The organism is Ramlibacter algicola (genome assembly GCF_016641735.1).
In the GTDB taxonomy this organism is placed as follows: domain Bacteria; phylum Pseudomonadota; class Gammaproteobacteria; order Burkholderiales; family Burkholderiaceae_C; genus Ramlibacter; species Ramlibacter algicola.
Genome location: NZ_JAEDAO010000001.1, coordinates 1,074,523 through 1,094,281, shown reverse-complemented (window position 1 = coordinate 1,094,281; position 19,759 = coordinate 1,074,523). Strand labels below are relative to the sequence as shown.

The window sequence follows — 19,759 nt, the reverse complement described above, 5'->3', positions numbered from 1 at the left end:
CCCTCAGAACCGCGCGAGGCGGTAGTAGCGGCGCACGTGCTCGCTCTCGGTGTAGCCGCGCTGGCGCTGGCCGTCGCCCTCGCCGAGCCTGGGCGTCGAGTCGCGCTGGACTGCCGCAGCAGGCAGCGCCGAGACGGCAGCCGCTGCGGCGGTGGTGCCCGCGACGCGGCCGAGCACCTGGCGGCGGGACGTGGGACGGGACGGTGCAGTCATGCGGTCGTTTCTCCTTGCACCAGTGCCTCGTCCTCGGACGCGAGGAACGCCGTCGCGAAGGCCGCCGCGGCCGCGTACAGGCCCGCGCGCGGATGCTCGGCGATGTCGGCGAGGCACCTGCTTGCCCATGGCAAGACATGTGCCCGCAGGAACTGCGCCTGGGTTTCGACGGGCTCGCCGCGCAGGATCAGCTGCTGCATGGTCTCGCACAGCGCGCCCAGGTGGTCTTCCGTTTCGCGCGCGTCCTTCGCGCGTTGCAGGCCGAGCTCGCGCAGGTCGCTACGCAAGTCGGCGAGCGAAGTGTTCATCAGCGCCCCGTCGCGGTACCAGGAAGCGTAGGGATTGATCGCCGGCGTGCCCGGCGCGATGAACAGGGCGGCGTGCGCGTCGTGCAGCGCCTGCGGACCGGCGCGGCTGGCAGCCACCAGGCCCGACCACGTCAGCGACAGCGGGTCGTGCGCGTCGCCACCGACGTCGACGGATGCAAGCCATCCCAGCGGAACCTGCTGCGGCCGCAGGAGCAGGCGCGCGAGCAAGCCATAGATCGACGAGCGCGCCGCATCCTCGTCGCTGGTGTCCTGCAGCCCGGGGTCGGCAAGCATCGAACCAGCATAGACAGCACGCGCGAGGGCGTGGGGCTCTGCAGGCCAGTTTTTTCCGCACGAGGCACGCCCGACGCACGCAGGGTTTTCCCGCGCCACCGCCCCTCGAGGGGAACCAGTGCGGCAGAGATGGGCTCGGACTTCCACCGATTTCCATTTGTCCCCATTCATTCGAGGCGAGAACCCGTGCACACAGACACCCCGGCCGCGCCCGCGCGCCGCACCCATCCCATCGCCGGCGTGCTGGCGGGCCTCGTCGGCGGCTGCGCCTACCTGCTGGCGCAACTCGCCTTTGCCGCCACGGTGCTCGGCGGCACCGGCTGGGAGCCGCTGGAACGCATCTCCGCCATGCTGCTGGGCGAACAGTTCCTGCCGGTCACCGGCGACGTGAACCTCACCATCGCGGGCTTCGCGCTGCTGATCCACTTCGCGTTCTCCATGGTCTTCGGCCGCATCGTGGACGTCGTGGTGCGCGGCGGCGCCTTGCCGTTCGCGCTGGGAGCTGGCGTCCTGTTGGGCCTGGCGCTGTACGGACTCGACTACTGGCTGGTCGCACCGCTCGCGTTTCCCTGGTTCGACGGCGCGCGGGGCGTGACGACCGTGCTGGACCATGCCGCGTTCGGTGCCATCACGGCGGCGGCGTACGTCGCGTTGCGCAGCCGCTGGCAGGTCGAAGCGCCCGACACGCCGGCCTTGCAGGGGCGTTGAGCGCACCGAAAGAAAAAAGAAAGGCTCCCGGCAGGCACATGCCGGGAGCCCCGAAGTGAACGTCAACGGTCTGAATGTTGGGACGTTCGCTGGCCACTCTAGACGGGCCGCGTGGTGCGTGGGTGTCGTGCCTGTCAAGAGTTGTAAAGCGCAGGCCTATGATTGGCGCCCTTCCTGATCCCCGCCTGACCCGCATGACGCCTCGCCCGCTTCTCCTCGCCCTCTCCTTTGCATTCGCCTCGACGGCCGCCGTCGCCGCGCGCGACGACGCGCTGTTCGCCGCCGCCTCGGCCGCGCAACCCGCGCTCGTCGACACGGTGAAGGAGCTGGTGCTCCTCGAATCGGGCACGCGCGACCCGGCCGGCATCGCGAAGGTCGCCGACGTGCTGCAGAAGCGGCTGGACGGCCTCGGCGCGAAGGTCGACCGTCGCGCCACGACGGGTGGCAACGGCAGCGACGTCGTCGTCGGCCAATGGACCGGCACCGGCAAGCGCCGCATCCTGCTGATGGCGCACATGGACACCGTGTACCCCACCGGCATCCTGCAAACGCAGCCGCTCAAGCAGGACGGCAACCGTCTCTACGGCCCCGGCATCGCCGACGACAAGGGCGGGATCGCCGTCATCCTTCACAGCGTCGACATCCTGCACAAGCGCGGCTGGAAGGACTACGCGACGCTCACAGTTCTGTTCAATGGCGACGAGGAGTCGGGGTCGCTCGGCTCGTCCGCGGCGATCGTCGAACTGGCGGGGCAACACGACGTGGTGCTGTCGTTCGAACCGACCGCGGCCAACGTGCCGGGCGGCGGCGAAGGCGTGCTGCTGTCCGCCGCCGGCGCGGGCGCGGCCGTGCTGGACGTCAAGGGCAAGGCTTCGCACGCCGGCGCCGCACCGGACGCGGGACGCAACGCGCTCACGGAAGCGGCGTGGCAGATGCTGCAGACGGAGACGCTCGCCAGGGACATTCCCGGCGCGCAACTCAATTGGACGCAGCTGGTCACCGGCACGATCCCGAACCAGATTCCCGAGTCGGCACGCGCGACCGCCGATGTGCGCCTGACGCGCAAGGACGCGGCCGAGAAGCTGCGCGTCGCGCTCGAGCAGAAGGTCGCCGCCGGCAAGCACATCGCCGACACGCAGTCCACGATCACGCTCACCGTCGGCCGCCCGCCGTTCGAACGCAACGAGCGCACCGACGCGCTCGGCAAGGTGGCGCAGGAGGTGTATGCGGAACTCGGCGACAAGCCGCTGCGCGTGTACCCCGGCACCGGTGGTGCCACCGATGCCGGCTATGCGCAGCAACCCGGCAATGCGGCGGTGCTGGAGAGCCTGGGCCTGCCGGGGGCGGGGTACCACGCGCGGGATGAATACATCGAGCTGGATTCGATTCCGCGGCGGGTGTACCTGGCGTGTCGCATGCTGATGCGCATCGGGCAGGGGAGCTAGGCGTTTGTCATTGCGGGCTTGACCCGCAATCGACGTTTCCGGCGTTCGCCGGACTGACAGCCTTCCTGGTCGACTCACTGCTCCAGCTTCTTGTCCTCCTCCTTCGCCTGCCGCATCGCCTCCGGCTCCAGCCGCTCCGCCGGCACGTTGAGCCGCACGAACCAGCCCCACGCGGCGAGCACGAGCGCGGTGCCGGCGAGCAGCGCGCCGGCATAGAGCAGCTTCTCCAGCCCCTCGTGCACGGCCTTGAAGGTGGCGACGACGCCTTCGATCGCCAACGCGACCACCACGACGACGAGGAAACGCGACAGGAAGCGCCGCACGCGCGTCGGGGCGCTCACGTGCACGTCGCGGATCACTTCCTCCTCGGCGATGGTCTGCGCGATCTGCAGTGCGACGACGGCGGCGGCCAGCAGGCCGACGGCTTCGATGACGGTTTGCGCCGCTTCGGCATCGAGGCCTTCCTGCACCGCCTGCCAGCCCGTGACCGCGGCGCACGCGAGCAGGATGACGCCGGCCAGCGCGAACAGCACCGCCATCGCGCCCTGCAGGGTGGCGAAGACGAGGATGACGGCATGCATCCCGCGCGATGACTGCTGTTCCGATGTCTTGCGCTTGCGATCGTCCATGGATCGGGCTCCCTTTGGCGCAAGCTACACATGGGGGCCGACGCAATGCGTAGGACTGAGCAGCGAGGTGGGTGCACTGTCGCGTTGCGGCGCCCCACGGCAAGCGCGAGCGCACCTACGATGCGCCCATGCACGCCACGCCCGATCGGTACACACGCACCGCCATTGCCCTGCATTGGCTGGTCGCGCTGGGCGTGCTCGCGCAAGTCGCGCTCGGCTGGTGGATGCTCGACATCCCCAAGGAGCCGCCGGGGCTGCGCGCCGGCTGGTTCAACCTGCACAAGTCGATCGGCCTGACGCTCGGGCTGCTGGTGCTCGCGCGGCTTGCCTGGCGCGCGCGCCATCCCGCGCCGGCGCTGGCCGGCGTCGCACCCTGGCAGCGCCACGCCTCGCGCACCGTGCATGCGTTGCTCTACATGTGCCTGCTGGTGCAGCCGCTGTCGGGCCTGTTCGGCTCGCTGTTCACGCGCTACCCGATCAAGTACTTCGGCATGACGCTGCCGGCTTGGAACCACGAGTGGGCCGCCGGCAAGGAAGCGATGGCTGCGCTGCATCTCGCGTCGGCGTGGCTGCTGATGGCGCTGGTCGCGCTGCACGTCGCGGCGGCGGTGTGGCACCTGGTGCGCCGCGACGGCATCGCGCAACGGATGCTGTGGCACAGGAAGGAGCACGCCGCATGAAGTGGTGGGTCGCAGTGGTCGCGCTGGTCGCGGCGTGCGCGCAGGCGGCGCCATTCGCCTACGTGCCCAACGAGCGCTCGGGCAGCATCAGCATCATCGACACCGAGACCGACCAGGTCGCGCAGACGATCGCCGTCGGCGGCAAGCCGCGCGGCATCGGCGCGGCGCCCGACGGCAGCAAGCTGTACGTGAGCGACCAGGCCACGGGCGCGCTGCAGGTCATCGACATCGCTACGCGCCAGCGCGTCGCCGAGGTGCGCCTGGGCGATTCGCCGGAAGGCGTCTACGTGGCCGCGGAGGGCAGCCGCATCGCGATCGCGCTGGAGGAAGCGAACACCGTCGCGCTGGTCGATGCCGGCTCGCGGCAGGTGACGCGCGTGCGCACCGTCGGCAAGAACCCGGAGCACGCCGTGTTCTCGCCCGACGGCCGCTGGGTGTTCGTCGGCGCCGAGGACGGCGCGCAGGTCGACGTGGTCGACGTGGCGACAGCCAAGGTGGACGGCAGCATCGCCGTCGGCCGCCGGCCGCGGGGCATCGCCTTCAGCCCGGACGGGCACCGCGCGTACGTCGCCTGCGAGCTCGATTCGATGCTGTACGTGATCGACGTGCCGCAGCGGCGCGTGCTGCAGTCGGTGAAAGCGGGTGAGTTCTCCAATGGCGTCGTCGTCAGCCAGGACGGCAGCCGGGTGTACGTCTCGAGCGGGCGCGGCGGCAGCGTGACCGCGTTCGAGACGAAGACGATGGAGCCGCTGGCCACCATCGCCGTCGGCCAGCGTCCGTGGAACATGGCGCTCACGCCCGATGGCGGGAAACTGTACGTCGCGAACGGGCGATCGAATACCGTGTCCGTGATCGACACCAAGGCGCTGAAGAAGGTGAAGGACGTCCCGGTGGGCGAAGGCCCTTGGGGGGTGGTGATCCGCTGAGCTTGCCGGCGTGACCGCTGGTGCCTAGAGTCGGTCAACGTGAAATACAAGGACTACTACGCGGCGCTGGAAGTCCCGCGCGACGCCGACGCGGACGCGATCAGGAAGGCCTACCGGCGGCTTGCCCGCAAGTACCACCCGGACGTCTCGAAGGAGTCCGAGGCCGAAGCACGCTTCAAGGACATCGCCGAGGCGTACGAGACGCTCAAGGACCCGGAGAAGCGCGCCGCGTACGACGCGCTCGGCCAGCGCCGCGCCGGCGAGGAGTTCACGGCCCCGGGTGACTGGCGCGACCACTTCGACTTCGGCGACCCGGGCGGCGGCAGGTTCGAGGACATCGACCTCGCCGACCTGCTCGATGCGCTCGGCCGTGGGCGCCACGCGCGCGGCGGCCCGCGGCAAGCGGTGCCCCGGCGCGGCCAGGACCACGACATCGTGGCCGACCTGCCGCTGCGCGACGCGCACCGCGGCACGACCTTGCACCTGGCGCTGCAGCGGCCCGAGGGTCCGCAGACGCTGGAGGTCACGGTGCCGCCGGGCGTCACCGACGGCCAGAAGCTGCGCCTGCGCGGCCAGGGCGGCAAGGGCCGCAACGGCGGCGAGGCCGGCGACATCTACGTGCACCTGCGGCTGCAGCCGGACCCGCATTACCGCGTCGCAGGCAAGGACCTGTACTTCGACCTGGCGCTGTCGCCCTGGGAAGCCGCGCTCGGCGCGGAGGTCCACGTGCCCACGCTGGACGGCGACGTGGTGCTGAAGGTGCCGGCGGGCGCGCACTCGGCGCAGAAGCTGCGGCTGCGTGGACGCGGCCTTGGCGCCGCCACGGCGCGCGGCGACCTGTACGCCGTGGTGCACATCGACGTGCCGCGCACGCTGACGGCGCGCGAGCGCGAGCTGTTCGAGGCGCTCGCGAAGGAAAGCCGCTTCCACCCACGACCGAGCAAGGAGGCGCAGCCATGAGGGGCGCGACGGAGCACCTGGTGCCGGCGGACGGGCGCAAGCTGTCGCCGCAGGAATTCGCCGACACGGCGGGGCTGAGCGAAGGCGAACTGCACGAACTGGAGGAGTACCAGCTCCTGCGGCCCGACCAGCTGGACCTCTCGTGGGCGCTGGCGGTGCGCGAGGCGACGCGGCTGCGCGCGGATTTCGACCTCGACCTGTTCGCCACCGGCCTGCTGGCCGGCTACATCCGCCGCGTCCACGAGCTGCAGGACCAACTCCAGCAGCAGCGCGCCCACACGCCGGCGCGCACGACGTACACGGAGGTGTCGTACACGGAGGTGCGGGTGGGGCGGTGAGGGCCGCCCGCCGCTCACAGCTTCAACGACGCAGTCACCCCCAGCAGCCACGTCCGCCCCGGCCCCGGCTCGAAGTAGCGGCCGTTCCCCTCGTTGACGATCGCCGAGCCGACGAACTGCCGGTCGGTGGCGTTGTCCACGCGCACGAACTCGCGCAACGTCCAGCGCCCGCTCTTCTGCTCCAGCGTCGCGCGCAAGGCGAGTTGCGTCGATGCACCCACTTCATCCGTGTTGCGATCGTCGACCGCCATGCGCCCCTGGTGACGCACTTCGGCCGCCACGCCCAGACCCCACGGCTTGTGCGCCCACGCGAGTTCGCCGTACAGCGACGCTCGCGGAATGCCCGGGAGGCGGTTGCCCGCGGCGACGGGAAGCGCCGGCACCGCACAGGGCGCGGGGCCGCAGGTGAGGAACGCATCCTGGTACACGGCGCGCAGCTGCGTGGCCGACAGCAGCGTCGACCAGCCGCCGCGCCACTGCGCCGCATGCGACAACTCCACGCCTTGCCGCAACGTGCGCCCCGCGTTGCGGAAGGTGCTGCGCCCGCCGGTGTTGGACAGCACGGCGATCTCGTCGCTGGTGCGCGCTTCGAACAGCGCGAAGTTCAGCCGCCCCGCTTCGCCGAACTCCGTCTTCACGCCAGCCTCCACCTGCCGGCTGCGCGCAGGCTGCAAGGCGAAGTTGAGGCCGGCGCCGCCCTGGCGGTACGACAGCTCATTCAGCGTCGGCGTCTCGAAGCCGCGCCCCGCCGACGCGTACAGATTGGTCGTCGGGCTCGCGCGCCACACGACGCCCAGCACCGGCGTGGTCGCACCGAAGCGCACCGCGCCGCTGTCGTCGCCGTTGGCCAGGTAGCGGTCGCCCGATTCGAAACGGATCGACGAATGCCGCAGGCCCGCGGTGAGCGACCAGCGCTCGAAGTTCCAGACGCCCTGTGCATACTGGTCGAAGGTGCGCGCCGTGTTGCGCTCGTCACGGCGCAGCGCGCCACGCACGCCCAGTACCTGCGCCGCGCCGCTGCCGATGAAGTTCTGGAAGCCTTGCCGGTTCTCGCGCAGCTGCTCGCCCGTCAAGCCGACGGTCAGCGCCAACGGCACGTCGAGCGCGCGCGTGCGAAGGGTCCACTGCGCATCGAGGCCGCTGAAACTGCGGTCCAGGTCGATGACGCCGCCCGGGCTGGTCGGCGCCGCCTGCGTGCCGACCGGGATCGACTGGAACTGCACGGTGGACCGTGTGCCGGTCCAGCCGGTGACCTTGAGCGACTGCGCGGACGACAAGCGCTGTTCGAAGATCGCACCGACCTGCGACTGCCCCACCGTCTTGCGCGTGTCGAACTGCGTGGCTGCCGCGGTGGCCTGCCGCGGGTTCGCCTGCAGCTCGGCACGCGTGAGCCCCAACGGGTCCTGCGCATCCGGGATGTGCACGTGGTTGGCCACGACGCTCAGGCGCGTGTCCTCGTTGAGCGTCCACTTCAGCTTGGCGTTGAGCGCGTCGCGGCGCGCCGCACTGTGCGGCCTTGCACCGTCGGTGTCGAAGCGGCTGGCGCCCACGTTGTATTGCAGCGCGCCCTGCTGGCCCGACGCGCGCAGCGTCGTGCGCTGCACGCCGTCGGCACCGACCGCGCCGCCCGCTTCGAGCACGGTGTCCGGCCCGCCATCGGCAGTGATGAGATTGATCACGCCGCCGGACGCATTGCCGTACAGCGCCGAGAACGGCCCGCGCAGCACCTCCAGCCGATCCGCCGTCAGCAGGTCGAAGTGCGACACCTGCCCCTGGCCGTCGGGCGCCGTCGCGGGAATGCCGTCGGTGTACAGCCGCAGCCCCCGCACGCCGAACGTGGACCGCGCGCCATAGCCGCGGATCGACACCTGCAGGTCCTGCGCGTAGTTCTGCCGATTCAGCGCCGTCACGCCCGGCGCGCGCACGAGCGACTCGGACACGTTGACGCCGAGTTGGCCATCGCGCAGCGCCGCGCCGCCGATCACGTCGATCGATGCCGGCGTGTCGAATGCCAGCTGCGGCACGCCCGGCGTGACCGTCACCGTGACTGGCCGCAGCACGACCGCATCGGCGGCTTCAGTCGCTTCTTGTGCATGCAAGCACGGCGCCAGTGCGAGCAGGGTGGCGGCGAGCGACGGTGCACGGGCGAAGGATGGCTGGGGCATGTTGCTCGGGTATTGTGTCCGTGCCACAGTGGGCGCGGGTGCCGTGCAGGCGATTCTGCGCGCGCCAGCCCAACCAGCCAAGGAGACGACATGCTGCACGAAGCGGCCCGGCTGCAGTCCATCCAGCGCGCCCGGCAAGCGGTGCTGGCCGAGCAACGCTCGCCCACGGATGGGATGGTCGCCGCAGGGACGGGCCCGCGCTGGATCGAGCAATCGTGGCGCCGCTGCCTGGCCATGGGCCAGCGGCCCGCCCAGCGCGTCGCCTTCGACGTGCTGCCCGAGCAGGCGCGCCGCCGCACAGAAGACGCCAACCATGCACTGCTGCAGGCCGCCCGCCCTGTGATGTCGCGGCTGGCCCGCGCGATCGCGGGCACGCGCTACTTCGCCATCCTCACCGACGCGCACGGCACGGTCGTCGGCGTCGACGGCCTCATCGACCGCAGCGACCGGCGCGCCAGCCTCATCACGCGCGTCGGCGTGGACCTGTCCGAGCGCGCGGTGGGCACGACCGCCATCGGCGCCGCGCTCGCCGAGCGACACCCCGTGTGGCTGCATCGCGGCGAACACTTCTTCGACGACACCAGTTGCTACAGCTGCGCGGGCGCGCCGCTGTTCGGGCCCGAAGGCGGCAGCGTTGGCATGCTGGACCTGACCGGCATCGACGCCGCCGAGCGGCCCGAGCTCAAGCACCTCGTGCAGCAGGCGGCGCACGGCATCGAGGACGCGCTGCTGCTCGCGCGCCCGCATGCGCTGCTGCTGCGCCTCAACTGGCCGGGCTGCGACTTCGGCTCGGACCACCAGGGACTGGTGGCGGTGGACCGCGACGGCTGGATCGTCGGTAGCAACGGTGCCGCGCGCGAGATGCTGGCGGCGCCCGCGCTGCAGCCGCGCGTGCATTGCAGCGAGGTGCTGGCGTGCGCGTGGGAATCGTTGTTCGATGCCGCGGACCAAGAACGCGCGATCGAAGTGCCGCTGTGGTCGGGCCTGACGGTGCAGGTGCTGGCGCAGGGCGCGGGCGCCGAACTGCGCGCAGCCCCCGCGGCCGTGGGCCAGAAGCTGCCGCTGAAGGACCTGGAGACGGAGTTGATCAGGCAGGCGGTGCGCGACGCCAAGGGCAACGTCGCCAAGGCCGCGCAGCAGCTGGGCATCAGCCGCGCGACGGTGTACCGCAAGCTGGGCCAGCGCAACACGCGCTGACCTACCGCGCCGTCACGCGTCCTGCGGCAGTGGCTGCGTGGGCTCGGATGCGCGGTGGTGCACCGCATCCAGGGCGCGGCGCCAACCGCGCGGCAGGTAGCGTCCGATCATGCCGACCACCAGGTGCAGCGCTTGCTGCTCATCCTGCCGCATCTGCAACACGCGCGCGACGTGCAGCAGGTCCGGCCCCGCGCCGTCGGGCTGCTCCTCGAGCAGGATGCGCAATTCATGCTCCCAGTAGCGCGCGCGATCGTCGGCCGACCGCCAGATGGTGAGCAAGGTGTCGAGTGTCATCGCCGCGCATTCTGGGAGCGCATGCTGACGGCTACCCGACTGGGTCCAGCCCATCGTTTTCCGCGCCACACGATGCGCGAGCTGCGCACCGTCGAGGCAGCAGCGTGACAGCGCGCGGCACGGGCCGCGCGCTGCCACGGCGCTCAGTCGAGCGAGATCTTCTGGTCGCGAATCAGCTTGTGCCAGCGCGTGACCTCGTCCTTGATCAGGTCCGCGTACGCCTGCGGCGTGCTGGCCACCGGCTCGATGCCGAAGTCCACCAGCTTCTGGCGGATGGCCGGCGTGTTGATCGCCGCGGCCACCTGCTTCTGCAGCGTGTTGACCACGTCGGCCGGCGTGCCCGCGGGCGCGACCAGGCCGACCTGCGCGGCGGCTTCGACGTTCTTGAACCCGAGCTCGGCGAACGTCGGCACGTCGGGCAGCTGCGGCAGGCGCGTGGGGTTGGCCACCGCCAGCGCGCGGACTTTGCCGCCCTTGATGAAGCCGGCGCCGGCGGCCAGATCGACCATCATCACCGGGATCTGGCCGCCGGCCAGGTCCGTCAGTGCCGGCGCCGCGCCGCGGTACGGCACGTGGACCATGTTGAGGCCGGCGCTCACCTTCAGCAGCTCCATCGCCAGGTGGTGCGGGCTGCCCGCGCCAGCGGAGCCGTAGTTGGTGGTGCGGCCCTTGGCCTTGGCGATGAAGTCCTTCGCGTCCTTGGCGTCCGTGCCGGGACCGGCGACCAGGATCATCGGGAACTTGCCCATGAGCGTGACCGGCACCAGCTCGGTCTGCGGGTTGTAGGTGAGCTTGGAGTACAGCGCGGTGTTGAACACCATCGTGCCGTTGTCCGCCGACAAGATCGTGTAGCCGTCGGCCGGCGCGCGCGCCACTTCCGACGCCGCGATCGCGGTGTTGCCCCCCGGCTTGTTGTCCACAAGCACGGGCTGGCCGACCAGCGTGGACAGCTGCTGCCCGATGGTGCGCGCCAGGAAGTCCGAGCCACCGCCCGCCGGATACGGCACGAGCCAGCGGATCGGCTTGGACGGGTAGGTGGCGGGCTGGGAGAAGGCGGTGCCGGTGGCGGCGGCGAGGGCCGCGAAAGCGAGCGCAGAGGTCAGGTGGCGGCGGGTAAGCATCACGTCTCCTTGTTGTGGGAGGGGAGATCGTATGCGAGGCGGGGCGGCTGGCGTCCAGACGCGCTCGAGCGCATCTGGCTGCGCAGCGTTGAAATCAGCCCGGGGCCGGACCGGATTCCGAAATTCGAGTACTTCGGTCGCGAACTCGCACACCTGCGAACGTCGTCCAAGCCAGCGCGACGAGAACTCCAAGGAAGAACACGGGGAGAAGCATCAACTCACTAGAGTGCCCTCTCGAGGCTGCTTCGAGCCACGGAATCTCTGAGTAGCTAAGAACGGTCAAGCCATTGCCCAACATATGGGCGATCACGTTCAACGAGAGGTTCATGGAATACTCAAACAGGAGGCAAGAATTGACCATGTAGATCAACCGCGCTTCTAAGCTGAGTGCATTGCTGGGCGCGTGAGCAATCGAAAACAATATCGCGACAACGGCAGTCGCCAGAGGCAGCTTCAACTTAGTTCGAAGCGACGAGAACAGAAATCCCACGAAGAGGATCTCTTCCGACAAAGGACCAAGAACCCCGGCTGCGAGCAAGTATTGGAGTCCCGGCCTCGCGCTTTCTTCAACGGGCGAACCACTATGGGCGCTGAGGATGACGCTGACGTTCAAGGCCGCAGTCGCAAAGCCGAGAATCAGACACTTGGCAATCGCGCTTGGCGCTGGAGGGGACTTGGGAAATGCCCGCAGGCCTGCCGAGAAGAGCATCCCGACACCAATCAGCAAAAGCAGCATTGGGAGCAGCAGCGTCGCGACTTCCGCCGGAGCACCGAATTGCTTCGCTGCTCCAGCCCCAAAGCTGGCGAAGAGGAAACACAACGTCGTCGCAAGGACGGCTTTGATGGGACCGATTGGCTGGGCCATGCTCAGAGAGAAAAAAGGGGGCTTTTGCCCCCTTGGATCACCGGCACTCGGTGGTCGCCGTACATGCGACGTCGACGATCGCATCGATCAGCGCATTCTGGATGTCGCCGACCATTCCGAGCAGGCCGATGAGGTCCTGTCCCCACTCCGTGAGCGTCCTACCACCACTGACTTGCTCGACTTCTTGCATGTTCAGTTCTTGCATCGCTATCTCCTAGAAGGTTGAGAGAAGACGAGCACCGAAGGAAGATGCTCGCCATGGTAGTCCGCAGTCCAGCCGCAGACAAAGCCATCTTCGGAAGCTGTTGCGCGGACGGCATCCGTTCCCTGGAGGAAGCGGCTGCGAGGCCTCATCCAACAGGAGAGGCTGCCGATCCGGCTAGACCGCCCAGTCCAGCGGGTTCGGGTTGTCGTACTCGCCGGCCGCGCGCGAGCCCGCCTGGATGTCACTGAGGACGTTGGCGTTGTAGGGAGCAGGCGGCGTGTAGTAATAGAACGCCAGGCCACCGGCGACCTGCTCCACTTCGGCGCAATCCAGTTCTTGCATTGCAATCTCCTTGGTTGGTTCGAACACCGACGCAGTGTTCGCTTTCACTGTGTGGCGACGGTGTGCAGCCTGGCATCCACGAGGCGGACGATGAGGTGCCCAAAGAGGGGGAGACGGAAGCGATGGATCCCCGCCTTCGCGGGGATGACGGAGGAGGTGCGGAATGACGGCCTCGAGCCCTCAAGCCGCCGCGGCCACGTGCTGCTGGAAGTCACGCACCACCCTGCCCTGCTGCAGGACGACGACACGCTGCGCCATCGCGATGGTGTCGGGGCGGTGGGCGACGATGATGCGGGTCAGGGCGATCTGCTTGATGGCGGCGTTCACGAGCTGCTCGTTGGCGACGTCCAGGTGGCTGGTGGCTTCATCGAGCACCAGCACCTGCGGCTGCTTGTACAAGGCCCGCGCCAGCAGGATGCGCTGGCGCTGCCCGCCCGACAACCCGGCGCCGCCGTCGCCCACTAGCGTGGAGTACGCCATCGGCATCGCGCTGATATCGGCGTGCAGCGCGGCGAGTTGCGCGCAGGCGTGGATGCGCTGCAGCTCGGGTGACGGATCGAAGAAAGCGATGTTGTCGGCGATGGTGCCGGTGAACAGCTGGTCGTCCTGCATGACGGTGCCGACGCGATCACGGTGACGCACCAGCCCGTAGCGGCGCAGCGGCCGGCCGTCGACGAGCACCTGGCCTTCGGTGGGCTCGATCAGCCCGAGCAGCACTTTCACGAGCGTCGTCTTGCCGCATCCGGACGCGCCCGCGATCGCGAGGCAATCGCCCGGTTCGATGCGCAGCGACACGCCTTGCAGCACCGGCGGCTCGCCGTCGGCGTAGCGGAAGCCCACGTCGCGCAACTCGATGCTGGGCGGCCGATCGTCCTGCACGGCTTCGTCCGGGCCGTGCGCCGGCTCCGGCGGTTCCAGCAGCACATCGGCCAGGCGTTCCGCATGCAGGCGCAGCATGCGGAACTCGAAGATGCGGTCGACGAGCGCAGTCACGCGCTGGGTGAACTGGTCCTTGAACCCGGTGTACGCGAACAGCATGCCGACGGTGAACCGCGCGTCCAGCACCGCCAGCGCGGCGAGCCAGATGACGGCGATGCGCTCGCCGCCGAACAGCAATGCCTGCGCGCCCTGGTGCGTGATGGTGAGGCGGGCGATGCGCAGGTCGGCGTTGAACTGCTCGGCCAGCATGTTCATCCAGCCGGTGCGGCGGCTGTCGGCGCGGTTGAACAGGCGGACCGCCTGCGCGCCACGCACGGATTCGAGGAAGTGGGTCTGCTGCTTGGCGGAAGCAACGATCTGGTCGGCGGTCGCACCGCGAAGCGCGGTGAACAGCAGCGAGCGCAAGGCGGCGTACACGGCGACGACGCCGATCGACACCATGGTGAGGGGGACGCTGTACTGCAGCATCAGCAGCAAGGTGGTGGTGACCAGCAGGCCATCGAGCACCGCCTCCACGCTCTGGGTGGTCAGCGTGCGCTGCACGGTCTGCAGCGAGCCGAAGCGCGACACCACGTCGCCCACGTGCCGCTTCTCGAACCACGACAGCGGCAGTTGCAGCAGGTGCGCGAACGCGTTGCCCAGCCACTGGAAGTTGAAGCTCGTGGTCAGCACGGTGGCCAGCCACGAGCGAACCGCGCCGACGCCGGCCTGCAGCAGCACCAGCAGGATGAACCCGGTGCCCAGCACCGTGACCAGGTCGCGATCGGCGCTGACCAGCGCCTCGTCGATCACCCACTGCAGGTAGAACGGCCCGAGCAGCGCGCACAGCTGCAGCGCGGCCGCAAGTGCCAGCACCTGCAGCAACCCGCGCCGCAGGCCGACGACGCGGCCCACCAGGCTGCGCAGGCGAACGCGCTGGCGCTCGTCGCGCTGCTCGAATCCGGCCGCCGGCACCAATTCGACGGCGACGCCCGTGAAGCGGCGCGACACCTCCTGCATCGGGATCGTTCGTTCGCCCACTGCAGGATCGTGGATCACCACCGTGCCCGCCTTCACCGACTTCAGCACGACGAAGTGCTGCATGTCCCAATGCAGCACGCAGGGAAGCCGCAACTGGCCGAGGTGGTCGATGTCCAGCTTCAGCGGCCGCGCCTGCAGGTGCAGGCGCTCGGCCATCGACAGCAGCGTGCGCAACGTGGTGCCTTTGAGCGAGACGGCGAACCGCTGCCGCATCGCACCGACGTCCAGCCGGTGCCCCCAGTAGCTGGCGACCATCGCCAGGCACACCAGGCCGCACTCCGCCGCTTCGGACTGGCGCAGGACGGGCAACCGCCGGCTGTCGAAGAAGCGCAGCCCCAGCACGCCCACGCCTTGCATCACACCCGCCCCGTGACGGCGTACAGCGGATCGAGCAGCCACTCGAGGAGCCGCCGCTCCTCCAGCAACACGCTGGCGTCCAGCAACGCACCGGGACGCAGCGGTTGCGGCGCGCCGTACACATCGACCACTTGCCGCTCCAGGCGCACGCGGACGCGGTAGACCGGTTCCGCCCCCGGTGGCAGCACACCGGCCAGCGCGACCTCGTCGGCCTTCAGCGCGCTGCGCGCCACTTCGCGCACCGTGCCGCGCGCCTGCCCGAACTTCTGGTACGCGAAGGCCTGGTAGCGCAGCAGCACCGGCATGCCGGTGCGGATGAACCCCGCCGCGCGTGACGGCGCGTAGAGCTCCGCCTCCAGCTGCGAGCCGGCGGGCAGCAGCGAAGCGAGCACCTGGTGCGCCGCGATCGACTGGCCCGGCTGTGCCGTCACGGCCGCGATGGTGCCGTCGGCTGGTGCGCGCACGGCGAGTTCGCGCCGCGCTTCGTTCTCCACCAGGTCCTGCTGCAGTGCGGCCAGGGCCCGCAGCGTCGCCTGCTCGTCGCGGCGCGATTGCGCCTGCACGTCGCGCAACTCGGCCTGCACGGCCAGCAAGTCGCGCTGCATGCTGCCCCGCGCTCGCTGCAGATCGGCCAGCCGCTGCTGCTGGTCCAGCAGGTCCGCCTGCTTGTCGTGCACCTGCGCACCGGAGACGAAGTCCGCTGCGGCCAGTCGCTCGTAGCGCTGCAGTGCCTGCAGCGCGAGATCCGCGCGGCGCTGCTGCAAGCCGTGCTGGGCGACGAGCCGATCCAGATCGGCGGCAAGCGCCTGCGCGCGCGCCTCGAGCGCCTGCATCCTCTGCGCACTTTGACGCACCTGCTCCGCGCGTTCGGCGGCGACGCTGTCCTGGCGCTTGCGCAGAAGCTCGCTGACGTGCCGCTCGGCACTGCCGCTGGCGCTGTCCTCGCGCTCGTTGGAGATCACGAACAGCAGCTCGCCCGCACGGACGGCCTGCCCTTCCTCGACCGCGCGGCGGACGATCACGCCCGTCGACGGTGCGACCAGCCGCACCAGCCCGTCCGATGGCAGCAGCACGCCCGTGACCTGCGCCTTGCGCGTGTAGCTGGCCAGCACGACGAAGGCGACGATGGCCAGCGCAACGAGGCACGTCGTCGCCACGACCACCGCCTGCGCCTTCGAGCGCGTGAGCAGCACCTGCCCCGGTGCGGCCTGGCCGGCGTACGCGACGGCGTCGGCGCGGAACAGCGGGCGCATGGGGGTCAGAGCAGGTCGGGTTTCGGTTCGCCGGAGGGGCCGGGCGGGGGCGACCAGCAGCTGGTGCCGCCGGAGACGGCGTCGAGTTCGGCGGGGGTGAGGTCATGCATGGAGGGCTCCGCGGTGAGGGAGTGGGCAGCGTATTGACGCCGGCAGCGAACGGCATCCGCCAACTAAGTGGCCAGCGCCCTCCAGTCGATGGATTCCGGCTTCCGCCGGAATGACAACTCCTTCAGAACCGGCGCCGCGCAACCATCGCCCGCGCTACGATCCCCGCTCCATCCCAACGCAGACCAGACATGCGCCTCACTCCCCTCGCCCTGCTCCTCGCCGCGTCCTTCCTCGCCAGCGCGCCCGCCACGGCCGCCCAGCGCGACGACCGCATCGCCGCGCTCGCCACGCAGCACAAGCAGCCCTTCCTCGACGACCTGCGCGACTTCGTCAACATCGAGTCGGGCAGCCGCGACCGCGAAGGCCTGGACAAGCTGTCGGACCTGATCGCCGGCAAGTTCCGCGCGCTGGGCGCGCAGGTGGAGTTGATCGAGCCGGGCAGCCCCGCCAGCCCCGACGTCTACAAGATGGGCGACACGCCCGACAAGCTGGGGCGCATGGTGCGCGCCACCTTCAAGGGCACCGGCAAGGGCAAGGTCATGCTGATCGCCCACATGGACACCGTGTACCTCAAGGGCATGCTGGCCAAGCAGCCGTTCCGCATCGAGGGCGACAAGGCGTACGGCCTGGGCATCGCCGACGACAAGCAGGGCGTCGCGGTCATCCTGCACGTGATGACGATGCTCAAGGACCTGGGCTTCAAGGACTACGACACCGTCACGGTGCTGGTCAACGGCGACGAGGAGATCAGCTCGCCCGGCTCGCGCGCCATGTTCCAGAAGCTGGCCGCCGAGCACGACTTCGTGCTGTCGCACGAGGGCACCAGCATCAAGGAAGACAAGCTGTCGCTGGCCACCGCCGGCATCGGCTCGTTCAACCTGCGCGTCAAGGGCAAGGCCTCGCACGCCGGCGCCGCGCCCGAGCAGGGCATCAACGCGCTGTACGAGCTGTCGCACCAGGTGCTGCAGCTGCGCGACCTGTCGGACCCGAGCACCGGCCTCAAGATGAACTGGACCATCTCGCAGTCCGGCACCAACCGCAACGTGATCCCGGCCGACGCCACCGCGACCGCCGACGTCCGCGTGATCAAGATCGCCGACTTCGACCGCATCGAGAAGACGGTGCAGGAGCGCGTGAAGAAGCAGCTGGTGCCCGATGCCAAGGTGGAGATCCAGTTCGAGCGTCGCCGCCCGCCGCTGGAAGCCAACCCCGGCTCGCTGGCACTGGCCAAGCACGCGCAGGCCGTCTACGGGGAGCTGGGTCGCAAGCTGGCGGCCGACGACCAGGTTTCCGGTGGTGGGACCGACGCCGCGTTCGCGGGCATTCCGGGCAAGGCCGGTGTCGTCGAGCGCTTCGGCCTGCAAGGCTTCGGCGCGCATTCGAACGATGCCGAGTACGTGCTGATCGATTCGATCGAGCCGCGGCTGTACCTGGTGACGCGGCTGGTCATGGATATCGGCAAGGGTGTGTTGAAGCGCTGAACGAGCGCTCACTCCGTCGTCCCCGCGGAGGCGGGGACCCATCGCTTCCCTTCAACACCCGATGAAAGCGGAAGCGGCACTGCACGCGGGAGCGGTGGATTCCCGCCTTCGCGGGAATGACGAAAAGTGCGCCGCCGCACAGATCCCATGACACCTGCTGCCGCCCAGCAGGACATCTGTCCCTGCTGAGCCAGCGCGGCCCGGCGCACCATCCCTGCAAACGGCGCGGTCCTGCACGACGCGCCGGCAGGGAGGCTCCTATGCCGACAAGGTGCACGCTGTTCGTCTGCCTCACGCTGCTCGCCGCGCCCGCGTGGGGTTCGGTGCAGGAGCAGCGGCCACCCACGCTGGGCGCGAAGTCGCGGGCACCGTACACGCAGGCGGTGCAGGTGCTGCCGTCGGGCACGCGCGTGGTGCACTACATCGACCGCCGCGGCATCGTGTTCGCGGTCGCGTGGTCCGGCCCCTACCTGCCGGAGCTGCAGGCGATGCTGGGCCAGCACTACCTGGCGCTGGTCGATGCCCAGTCACGCAGCAGCCTGCACGCGCCGATCGTCGTGCGCACGCGCGACGTGGTGATCGCCTCCGGTGGCGGGGCCGGCGCCTTCACGGGCCGCGCCTGGCTGCCGGGACGGCTGCCCGCCTCGTTCGACCCGAGGGACCTGCCATGAAGCGCCTGCTACGCGTCGGCGTGTCGATCGCCTGCGCACTCGTGCTCGCCGCGTGCGGCGGCGGCGGTGGCGGCGGGTCCGCAACGAAGACAGTGGAACCCGTCTTTGCGGGCGTCGCACCGTTGTCGGCCCCGACCAATGCACCCACGGGCTTCGGCCCGACGCCCACCGCCGCGGCCAACGTGCTGCCGGTGGTGGTCGATCGCGGCATCCGCGGCACCGCCTTCAACGCGCCGTTCGTGACGGTCACCGTCTGCGTGCCGGGCGGTACCTGCGCGGACATCGACCACGTGATCGTCGACACCGCGTCGGCAGGCCTGCGCCTGAATGCGAGCGCCTTGCCTGCGACACTGGCGTTGCCGGAAGCCGCGACCACCGATGGCAGCGCTGCGGCGCAGTGCATGAAGTTCCTCGGCGGCTTCACCTGGGGATCGGTGCGGCGCGCCGACGTGCAGTTGGCGGGGCAACGCATCGCCTCCATGCCGGTGCACGTGATGGCCGACACCGATGCGCGCTTCGCCACGATCCCTTCCGGTTGCTCGAGCGCCGGCGCTAATCTCGCGAATCGCCTCGACGCCAAAGGCATCCTGGGCGTGGGCATGTCGCGCCAGGACTGCGGCTCGTCCTGCGTCACCAGCGCCGCGCCGGCGATGTACTACGGCTGCGGTGCGTCGGGCTGCGCGCCGGCGACGGTCCCGCTCGCGTCGCAGGTGACGAACCCGGTGACGCTGCTGGCCGCGCACAACAACGGCGTCGCGCTGATGTTGCAGCAGGTGCCGCAGGGCGGCGCGGCGACCGTCGGCGGTGCGCTGGTGCTGGGCATCGGCACCGATGCCAACAACCAGCTGGGCAGCGCACGCCTGCTGGCGCCCGATCGCAGCGGCCAGGTCAGCGTGACGCTGAAGGGCCGCAGCCTGCCCGCGTACATCGACAGCGGCAGCAACGCGCTGCTGTTCCCCGACACCGAGCTGCCCAAGTGCGGCGAGCTGTTCTGCCCCGCGCAGCCGACTGCGCTCGACGTGCGGCTGCGATCACCAGCGGGCGTGGAGCAGGCGATGAGTTTCACGGTCGAGAGCGCGCCCACGTGGGGCGCCGCAGCGGCGACGATCGCCGCGCCGTGGGAGAACGAGACGCTGTGGGGCCTGCCGTTCTTCTTCGGCCGCACCGTGTTCGTGGCGATCAAGGATGCGCCGACACCGGCGGGCAACGGGCCGTTCTGGGCTTTCTGAAGCGACAG

Annotated in this window: 21 protein-coding genes; 10 read left to right on the top strand and 11 right to left on the bottom strand. The window is 69.8% G+C overall.

Annotation, left to right across the window (positions count from 1 at the left end; all coding sequences use genetic code 11):
* Window positions 1-3: 3 nt before the first annotated feature.
* Window positions 4-213, bottom strand: a complete 210-nt coding sequence (locus I8E28_RS05395; protein ID WP_200786977.1) for a formate dehydrogenase — start codon at window positions 211-213, stop codon at window positions 4-6.
* Window positions 210-815 carry a TorD/DmsD family molecular chaperone gene (locus tag I8E28_RS05390; protein ID WP_200786976.1) on the bottom strand — a complete coding sequence of 202 codons (606 nt, stop codon included), beginning with the start codon at window positions 813-815 and terminating at the stop codon, window positions 210-212. Before I8E28_RS05390 ends, I8E28_RS05395 begins: the two co-directional genes overlap by 4 nt.
* A gap of 186 nt (window positions 816-1,001) precedes the next feature.
* Here I8E28_RS05390 and I8E28_RS05385 point away from each other — a divergent pair, with 186 nt between their 5' ends.
* Entirely contained in the window at window positions 1,002-1,523 is a 522-nt protein-coding gene (locus I8E28_RS05385; protein WP_200786975.1) for a hypothetical protein, read from the top strand.
* 194 nt (window positions 1,524-1,717) lie between these two features.
* Window positions 1,718-2,968, top strand: coding sequence for a glutamate carboxypeptidase (locus I8E28_RS05380; protein WP_200786974.1), 1,251 nt, complete (start codon window positions 1,718-1,720; stop codon window positions 2,966-2,968).
* A gap of 74 nt (window positions 2,969-3,042) precedes the next feature.
* Here the strand turns inward: I8E28_RS05380 and I8E28_RS05375 are convergent, their stop codons facing one another.
* Entirely contained in the window at window positions 3,043-3,549 is a 507-nt protein-coding gene (locus I8E28_RS05375; RefSeq protein ID WP_200790303.1) for a hypothetical protein, read from the bottom strand.
* Between the two features lie 176 nt (window positions 3,550-3,725).
* Between I8E28_RS05375 and I8E28_RS05370 the strand changes: the two genes are divergently transcribed.
* From I8E28_RS05370 to I8E28_RS05355, 4 genes are read left to right on the top strand one after another with little or no spacing between them, the layout of a single operon-like run.
* Window positions 3,726-4,277 carry a cytochrome b gene (locus I8E28_RS05370; RefSeq protein WP_200786973.1) on the top strand — a complete coding sequence of 184 codons (552 nt, stop codon included), beginning with the start codon at window positions 3,726-3,728 and terminating at the stop codon, window positions 4,275-4,277.
* On the top strand, window positions 4,274-5,203 hold the full coding sequence (locus tag I8E28_RS05365; protein ID WP_239027185.1) for a beta-propeller fold lactonase family protein: 930 nt from the start codon (window positions 4,274-4,276) through the stop codon (window positions 5,201-5,203). The genes I8E28_RS05370 and I8E28_RS05365 overlap by 4 nt, the downstream gene beginning before the upstream one ends.
* 39 nt (window positions 5,204-5,242) lie before the next feature.
* Window positions 5,243-6,163 carry a DnaJ C-terminal domain-containing protein gene (locus I8E28_RS05360; RefSeq protein ID WP_200786972.1) on the top strand — a complete coding sequence of 307 codons (921 nt, stop codon included), beginning with the start codon at window positions 5,243-5,245 and terminating at the stop codon, window positions 6,161-6,163.
* On the top strand, window positions 6,160-6,501 hold the full coding sequence (locus I8E28_RS05355) for a chaperone modulator CbpM (RefSeq protein ID WP_200786971.1): 342 nt from the start codon (window positions 6,160-6,162) through the stop codon (window positions 6,499-6,501). Before I8E28_RS05360 ends, I8E28_RS05355 begins: the two co-directional genes overlap by 4 nt.
* 14 nt (window positions 6,502-6,515) lie before the next feature.
* On the opposite strand, the gene I8E28_RS05350 is transcribed toward I8E28_RS05355, so the two are convergent.
* Entirely contained in the window at window positions 6,516-8,666 is a 2,151-nt protein-coding gene (locus I8E28_RS05350) for a TonB-dependent receptor family protein (RefSeq protein ID WP_200786970.1), read from the bottom strand.
* A 90-nt stretch (window positions 8,667-8,756) separates the two neighbouring features.
* Here I8E28_RS05350 and I8E28_RS05345 point away from each other — a divergent pair, with 90 nt between their 5' ends.
* Window positions 8,757-9,863 carry a helix-turn-helix domain-containing protein gene (locus I8E28_RS05345; protein ID WP_200786969.1) on the top strand — a complete coding sequence of 369 codons (1,107 nt, stop codon included), beginning with the start codon at window positions 8,757-8,759 and terminating at the stop codon, window positions 9,861-9,863.
* A gap of 12 nt (window positions 9,864-9,875) precedes the next feature.
* Here the strand turns inward: I8E28_RS05345 and I8E28_RS05340 are convergent, their stop codons facing one another.
* From I8E28_RS05340 to I8E28_RS05310, 7 genes are all read right to left on the bottom strand, one after another.
* Window positions 9,876-10,157 carry a hypothetical protein gene (locus I8E28_RS05340; RefSeq protein ID WP_200786968.1) on the bottom strand — a complete coding sequence of 94 codons (282 nt, stop codon included), beginning with the start codon at window positions 10,155-10,157 and terminating at the stop codon, window positions 9,876-9,878.
* Between the two features lie 143 nt (window positions 10,158-10,300).
* Window positions 10,301-11,278, bottom strand: coding sequence for a Bug family tripartite tricarboxylate transporter substrate binding protein (locus I8E28_RS05335; RefSeq protein ID WP_200786967.1), 978 nt, complete (start codon window positions 11,276-11,278; stop codon window positions 10,301-10,303).
* 94 nt (window positions 11,279-11,372) lie between these two features.
* The gene (locus I8E28_RS05330) at window positions 11,373-12,143 is read right to left on the bottom strand and encodes a CPBP family intramembrane glutamic endopeptidase (protein ID WP_200786966.1); all 771 of its coding nucleotides are present in this window, start codon (window positions 12,141-12,143) and stop codon (window positions 11,373-11,375) included.
* A 37-nt stretch (window positions 12,144-12,180) separates the two neighbouring features.
* Window positions 12,181-12,348: a hypothetical protein gene (locus I8E28_RS05325; protein ID WP_200786965.1), complete on the bottom strand. Its 168-nt coding sequence runs from the start codon at window positions 12,346-12,348 to the stop codon at window positions 12,181-12,183.
* 174 nt (window positions 12,349-12,522) lie between these two features.
* Window positions 12,523-12,690, bottom strand: a complete 168-nt coding sequence (locus tag I8E28_RS05320) for a hypothetical protein (protein WP_200786964.1) — start codon at window positions 12,688-12,690, stop codon at window positions 12,523-12,525.
* Between the two features lie 180 nt (window positions 12,691-12,870).
* On the bottom strand, window positions 12,871-15,006 hold the full coding sequence (locus tag I8E28_RS05315; RefSeq protein ID WP_200786963.1) for a peptidase domain-containing ABC transporter: 2,136 nt from the start codon (window positions 15,004-15,006) through the stop codon (window positions 12,871-12,873).
* Window positions 15,006-16,259, bottom strand: coding sequence for an HlyD family secretion protein (locus I8E28_RS05310; protein WP_200786962.1), 1,254 nt, complete (start codon window positions 16,257-16,259; stop codon window positions 15,006-15,008). The genes I8E28_RS05315 and I8E28_RS05310 overlap by 1 nt, the downstream gene beginning before the upstream one ends.
* A 299-nt stretch (window positions 16,260-16,558) precedes the next feature.
* On the opposite strand from I8E28_RS05310, the gene I8E28_RS05305 reads away from it, so the two are divergent.
* The 3 genes from I8E28_RS05305 to I8E28_RS05295 all read left to right on the top strand — a co-directional run bounded on the left by I8E28_RS05305 (window position 16,559) and on the right by I8E28_RS05295 (window position 19,751).
* Window positions 16,559-17,851: a M20/M25/M40 family metallo-hydrolase gene (locus tag I8E28_RS05305; RefSeq protein WP_200786961.1), complete on the top strand. Its 1,293-nt coding sequence runs from the start codon at window positions 16,559-16,561 to the stop codon at window positions 17,849-17,851.
* A 260-nt stretch (window positions 17,852-18,111) separates the two neighbouring features.
* Window positions 18,112-18,522, top strand: coding sequence for a DUF2844 domain-containing protein (locus I8E28_RS05300; RefSeq protein ID WP_200786960.1), 411 nt, complete (start codon window positions 18,112-18,114; stop codon window positions 18,520-18,522).
* The gene (locus tag I8E28_RS05295; protein ID WP_200786959.1) at window positions 18,519-19,751 is read left to right on the top strand and encodes a DUF3443 family protein; all 1,233 of its coding nucleotides are present in this window, start codon (window positions 18,519-18,521) and stop codon (window positions 19,749-19,751) included. The genes I8E28_RS05300 and I8E28_RS05295 overlap by 4 nt, the downstream gene beginning before the upstream one ends.
* Window positions 19,752-19,759 lie beyond the last annotated feature (8 nt).

What these genes read in the sequence shown, in the direction of transcription:
- I8E28_RS05350 (WP_200786970.1), bottom strand. Translation starts at nt 8,666, where the DNA reads ATGCCCCAGCCATCCTTCGCCCGTGCACCGTCGCTCGCCGCCACCCTG.
- I8E28_RS05315 (WP_200786963.1), bottom strand. Translation starts at nt 15,006, where the DNA reads ATGCAAGGCGTGGGCGTGCTGGGGCTGCGCTTCTTCGACAGCCGGCGG.
- I8E28_RS05325 (WP_200786965.1), bottom strand. Translation starts at nt 12,348, where the DNA reads ATGCAAGAACTGAACATGCAAGAAGTCGAGCAAGTCAGTGGTGGTAGG.
- I8E28_RS05340 (WP_200786968.1), bottom strand. Translation starts at nt 10,157, where the DNA reads ATGACACTCGACACCTTGCTCACCATCTGGCGGTCGGCCGACGATCGC.
- I8E28_RS05365 (WP_239027185.1), top strand. Translation starts at nt 4,274, where the DNA reads ATGAAGTGGTGGGTCGCAGTGGTCGCGCTGGTCGCGGCGTGCGCGCAG.
- I8E28_RS05320 (WP_200786964.1), bottom strand. Translation starts at nt 12,690, where the DNA reads ATGCAAGAACTGGATTGCGCCGAAGTGGAGCAGGTCGCCGGTGGCCTG.
- I8E28_RS05370 (WP_200786973.1), top strand. Translation starts at nt 3,726, where the DNA reads ATGCACGCCACGCCCGATCGGTACACACGCACCGCCATTGCCCTGCAT.
- I8E28_RS05295 (WP_200786959.1), top strand. Translation starts at nt 18,519, where the DNA reads ATGAAGCGCCTGCTACGCGTCGGCGTGTCGATCGCCTGCGCACTCGTG.
- I8E28_RS05390 (WP_200786976.1), bottom strand. Translation starts at nt 815, where the DNA reads ATGCTTGCCGACCCCGGGCTGCAGGACACCAGCGACGAGGATGCGGCG.
- I8E28_RS05300 (WP_200786960.1), top strand. Translation starts at nt 18,112, where the DNA reads ATGCCGACAAGGTGCACGCTGTTCGTCTGCCTCACGCTGCTCGCCGCG.
- I8E28_RS05330 (WP_200786966.1), bottom strand. Translation starts at nt 12,143, where the DNA reads ATGGCCCAGCCAATCGGTCCCATCAAAGCCGTCCTTGCGACGACGTTG.
- I8E28_RS05305 (WP_200786961.1), top strand. Translation starts at nt 16,559, where the DNA reads ATGCGCCTCACTCCCCTCGCCCTGCTCCTCGCCGCGTCCTTCCTCGCC.
- I8E28_RS05395 (WP_200786977.1), bottom strand. Translation starts at nt 213, where the DNA reads ATGACTGCACCGTCCCGTCCCACGTCCCGCCGCCAGGTGCTCGGCCGC.
- I8E28_RS05380 (WP_200786974.1), top strand. Translation starts at nt 1,718, where the DNA reads ATGACGCCTCGCCCGCTTCTCCTCGCCCTCTCCTTTGCATTCGCCTCG.
- I8E28_RS05355 (WP_200786971.1), top strand. Translation starts at nt 6,160, where the DNA reads ATGAGGGGCGCGACGGAGCACCTGGTGCCGGCGGACGGGCGCAAGCTG.
- I8E28_RS05375 (WP_200790303.1), bottom strand. Translation starts at nt 3,549, where the DNA reads ATGCATGCCGTCATCCTCGTCTTCGCCACCCTGCAGGGCGCGATGGCG.
- I8E28_RS05335 (WP_200786967.1), bottom strand. Translation starts at nt 11,278, where the DNA reads ATGCTTACCCGCCGCCACCTGACCTCTGCGCTCGCTTTCGCGGCCCTC.
- I8E28_RS05310 (WP_200786962.1), bottom strand. Translation starts at nt 16,259, where the DNA reads ATGCGCCCGCTGTTCCGCGCCGACGCCGTCGCGTACGCCGGCCAGGCC.
- I8E28_RS05345 (WP_200786969.1), top strand. Translation starts at nt 8,757, where the DNA reads ATGCTGCACGAAGCGGCCCGGCTGCAGTCCATCCAGCGCGCCCGGCAA.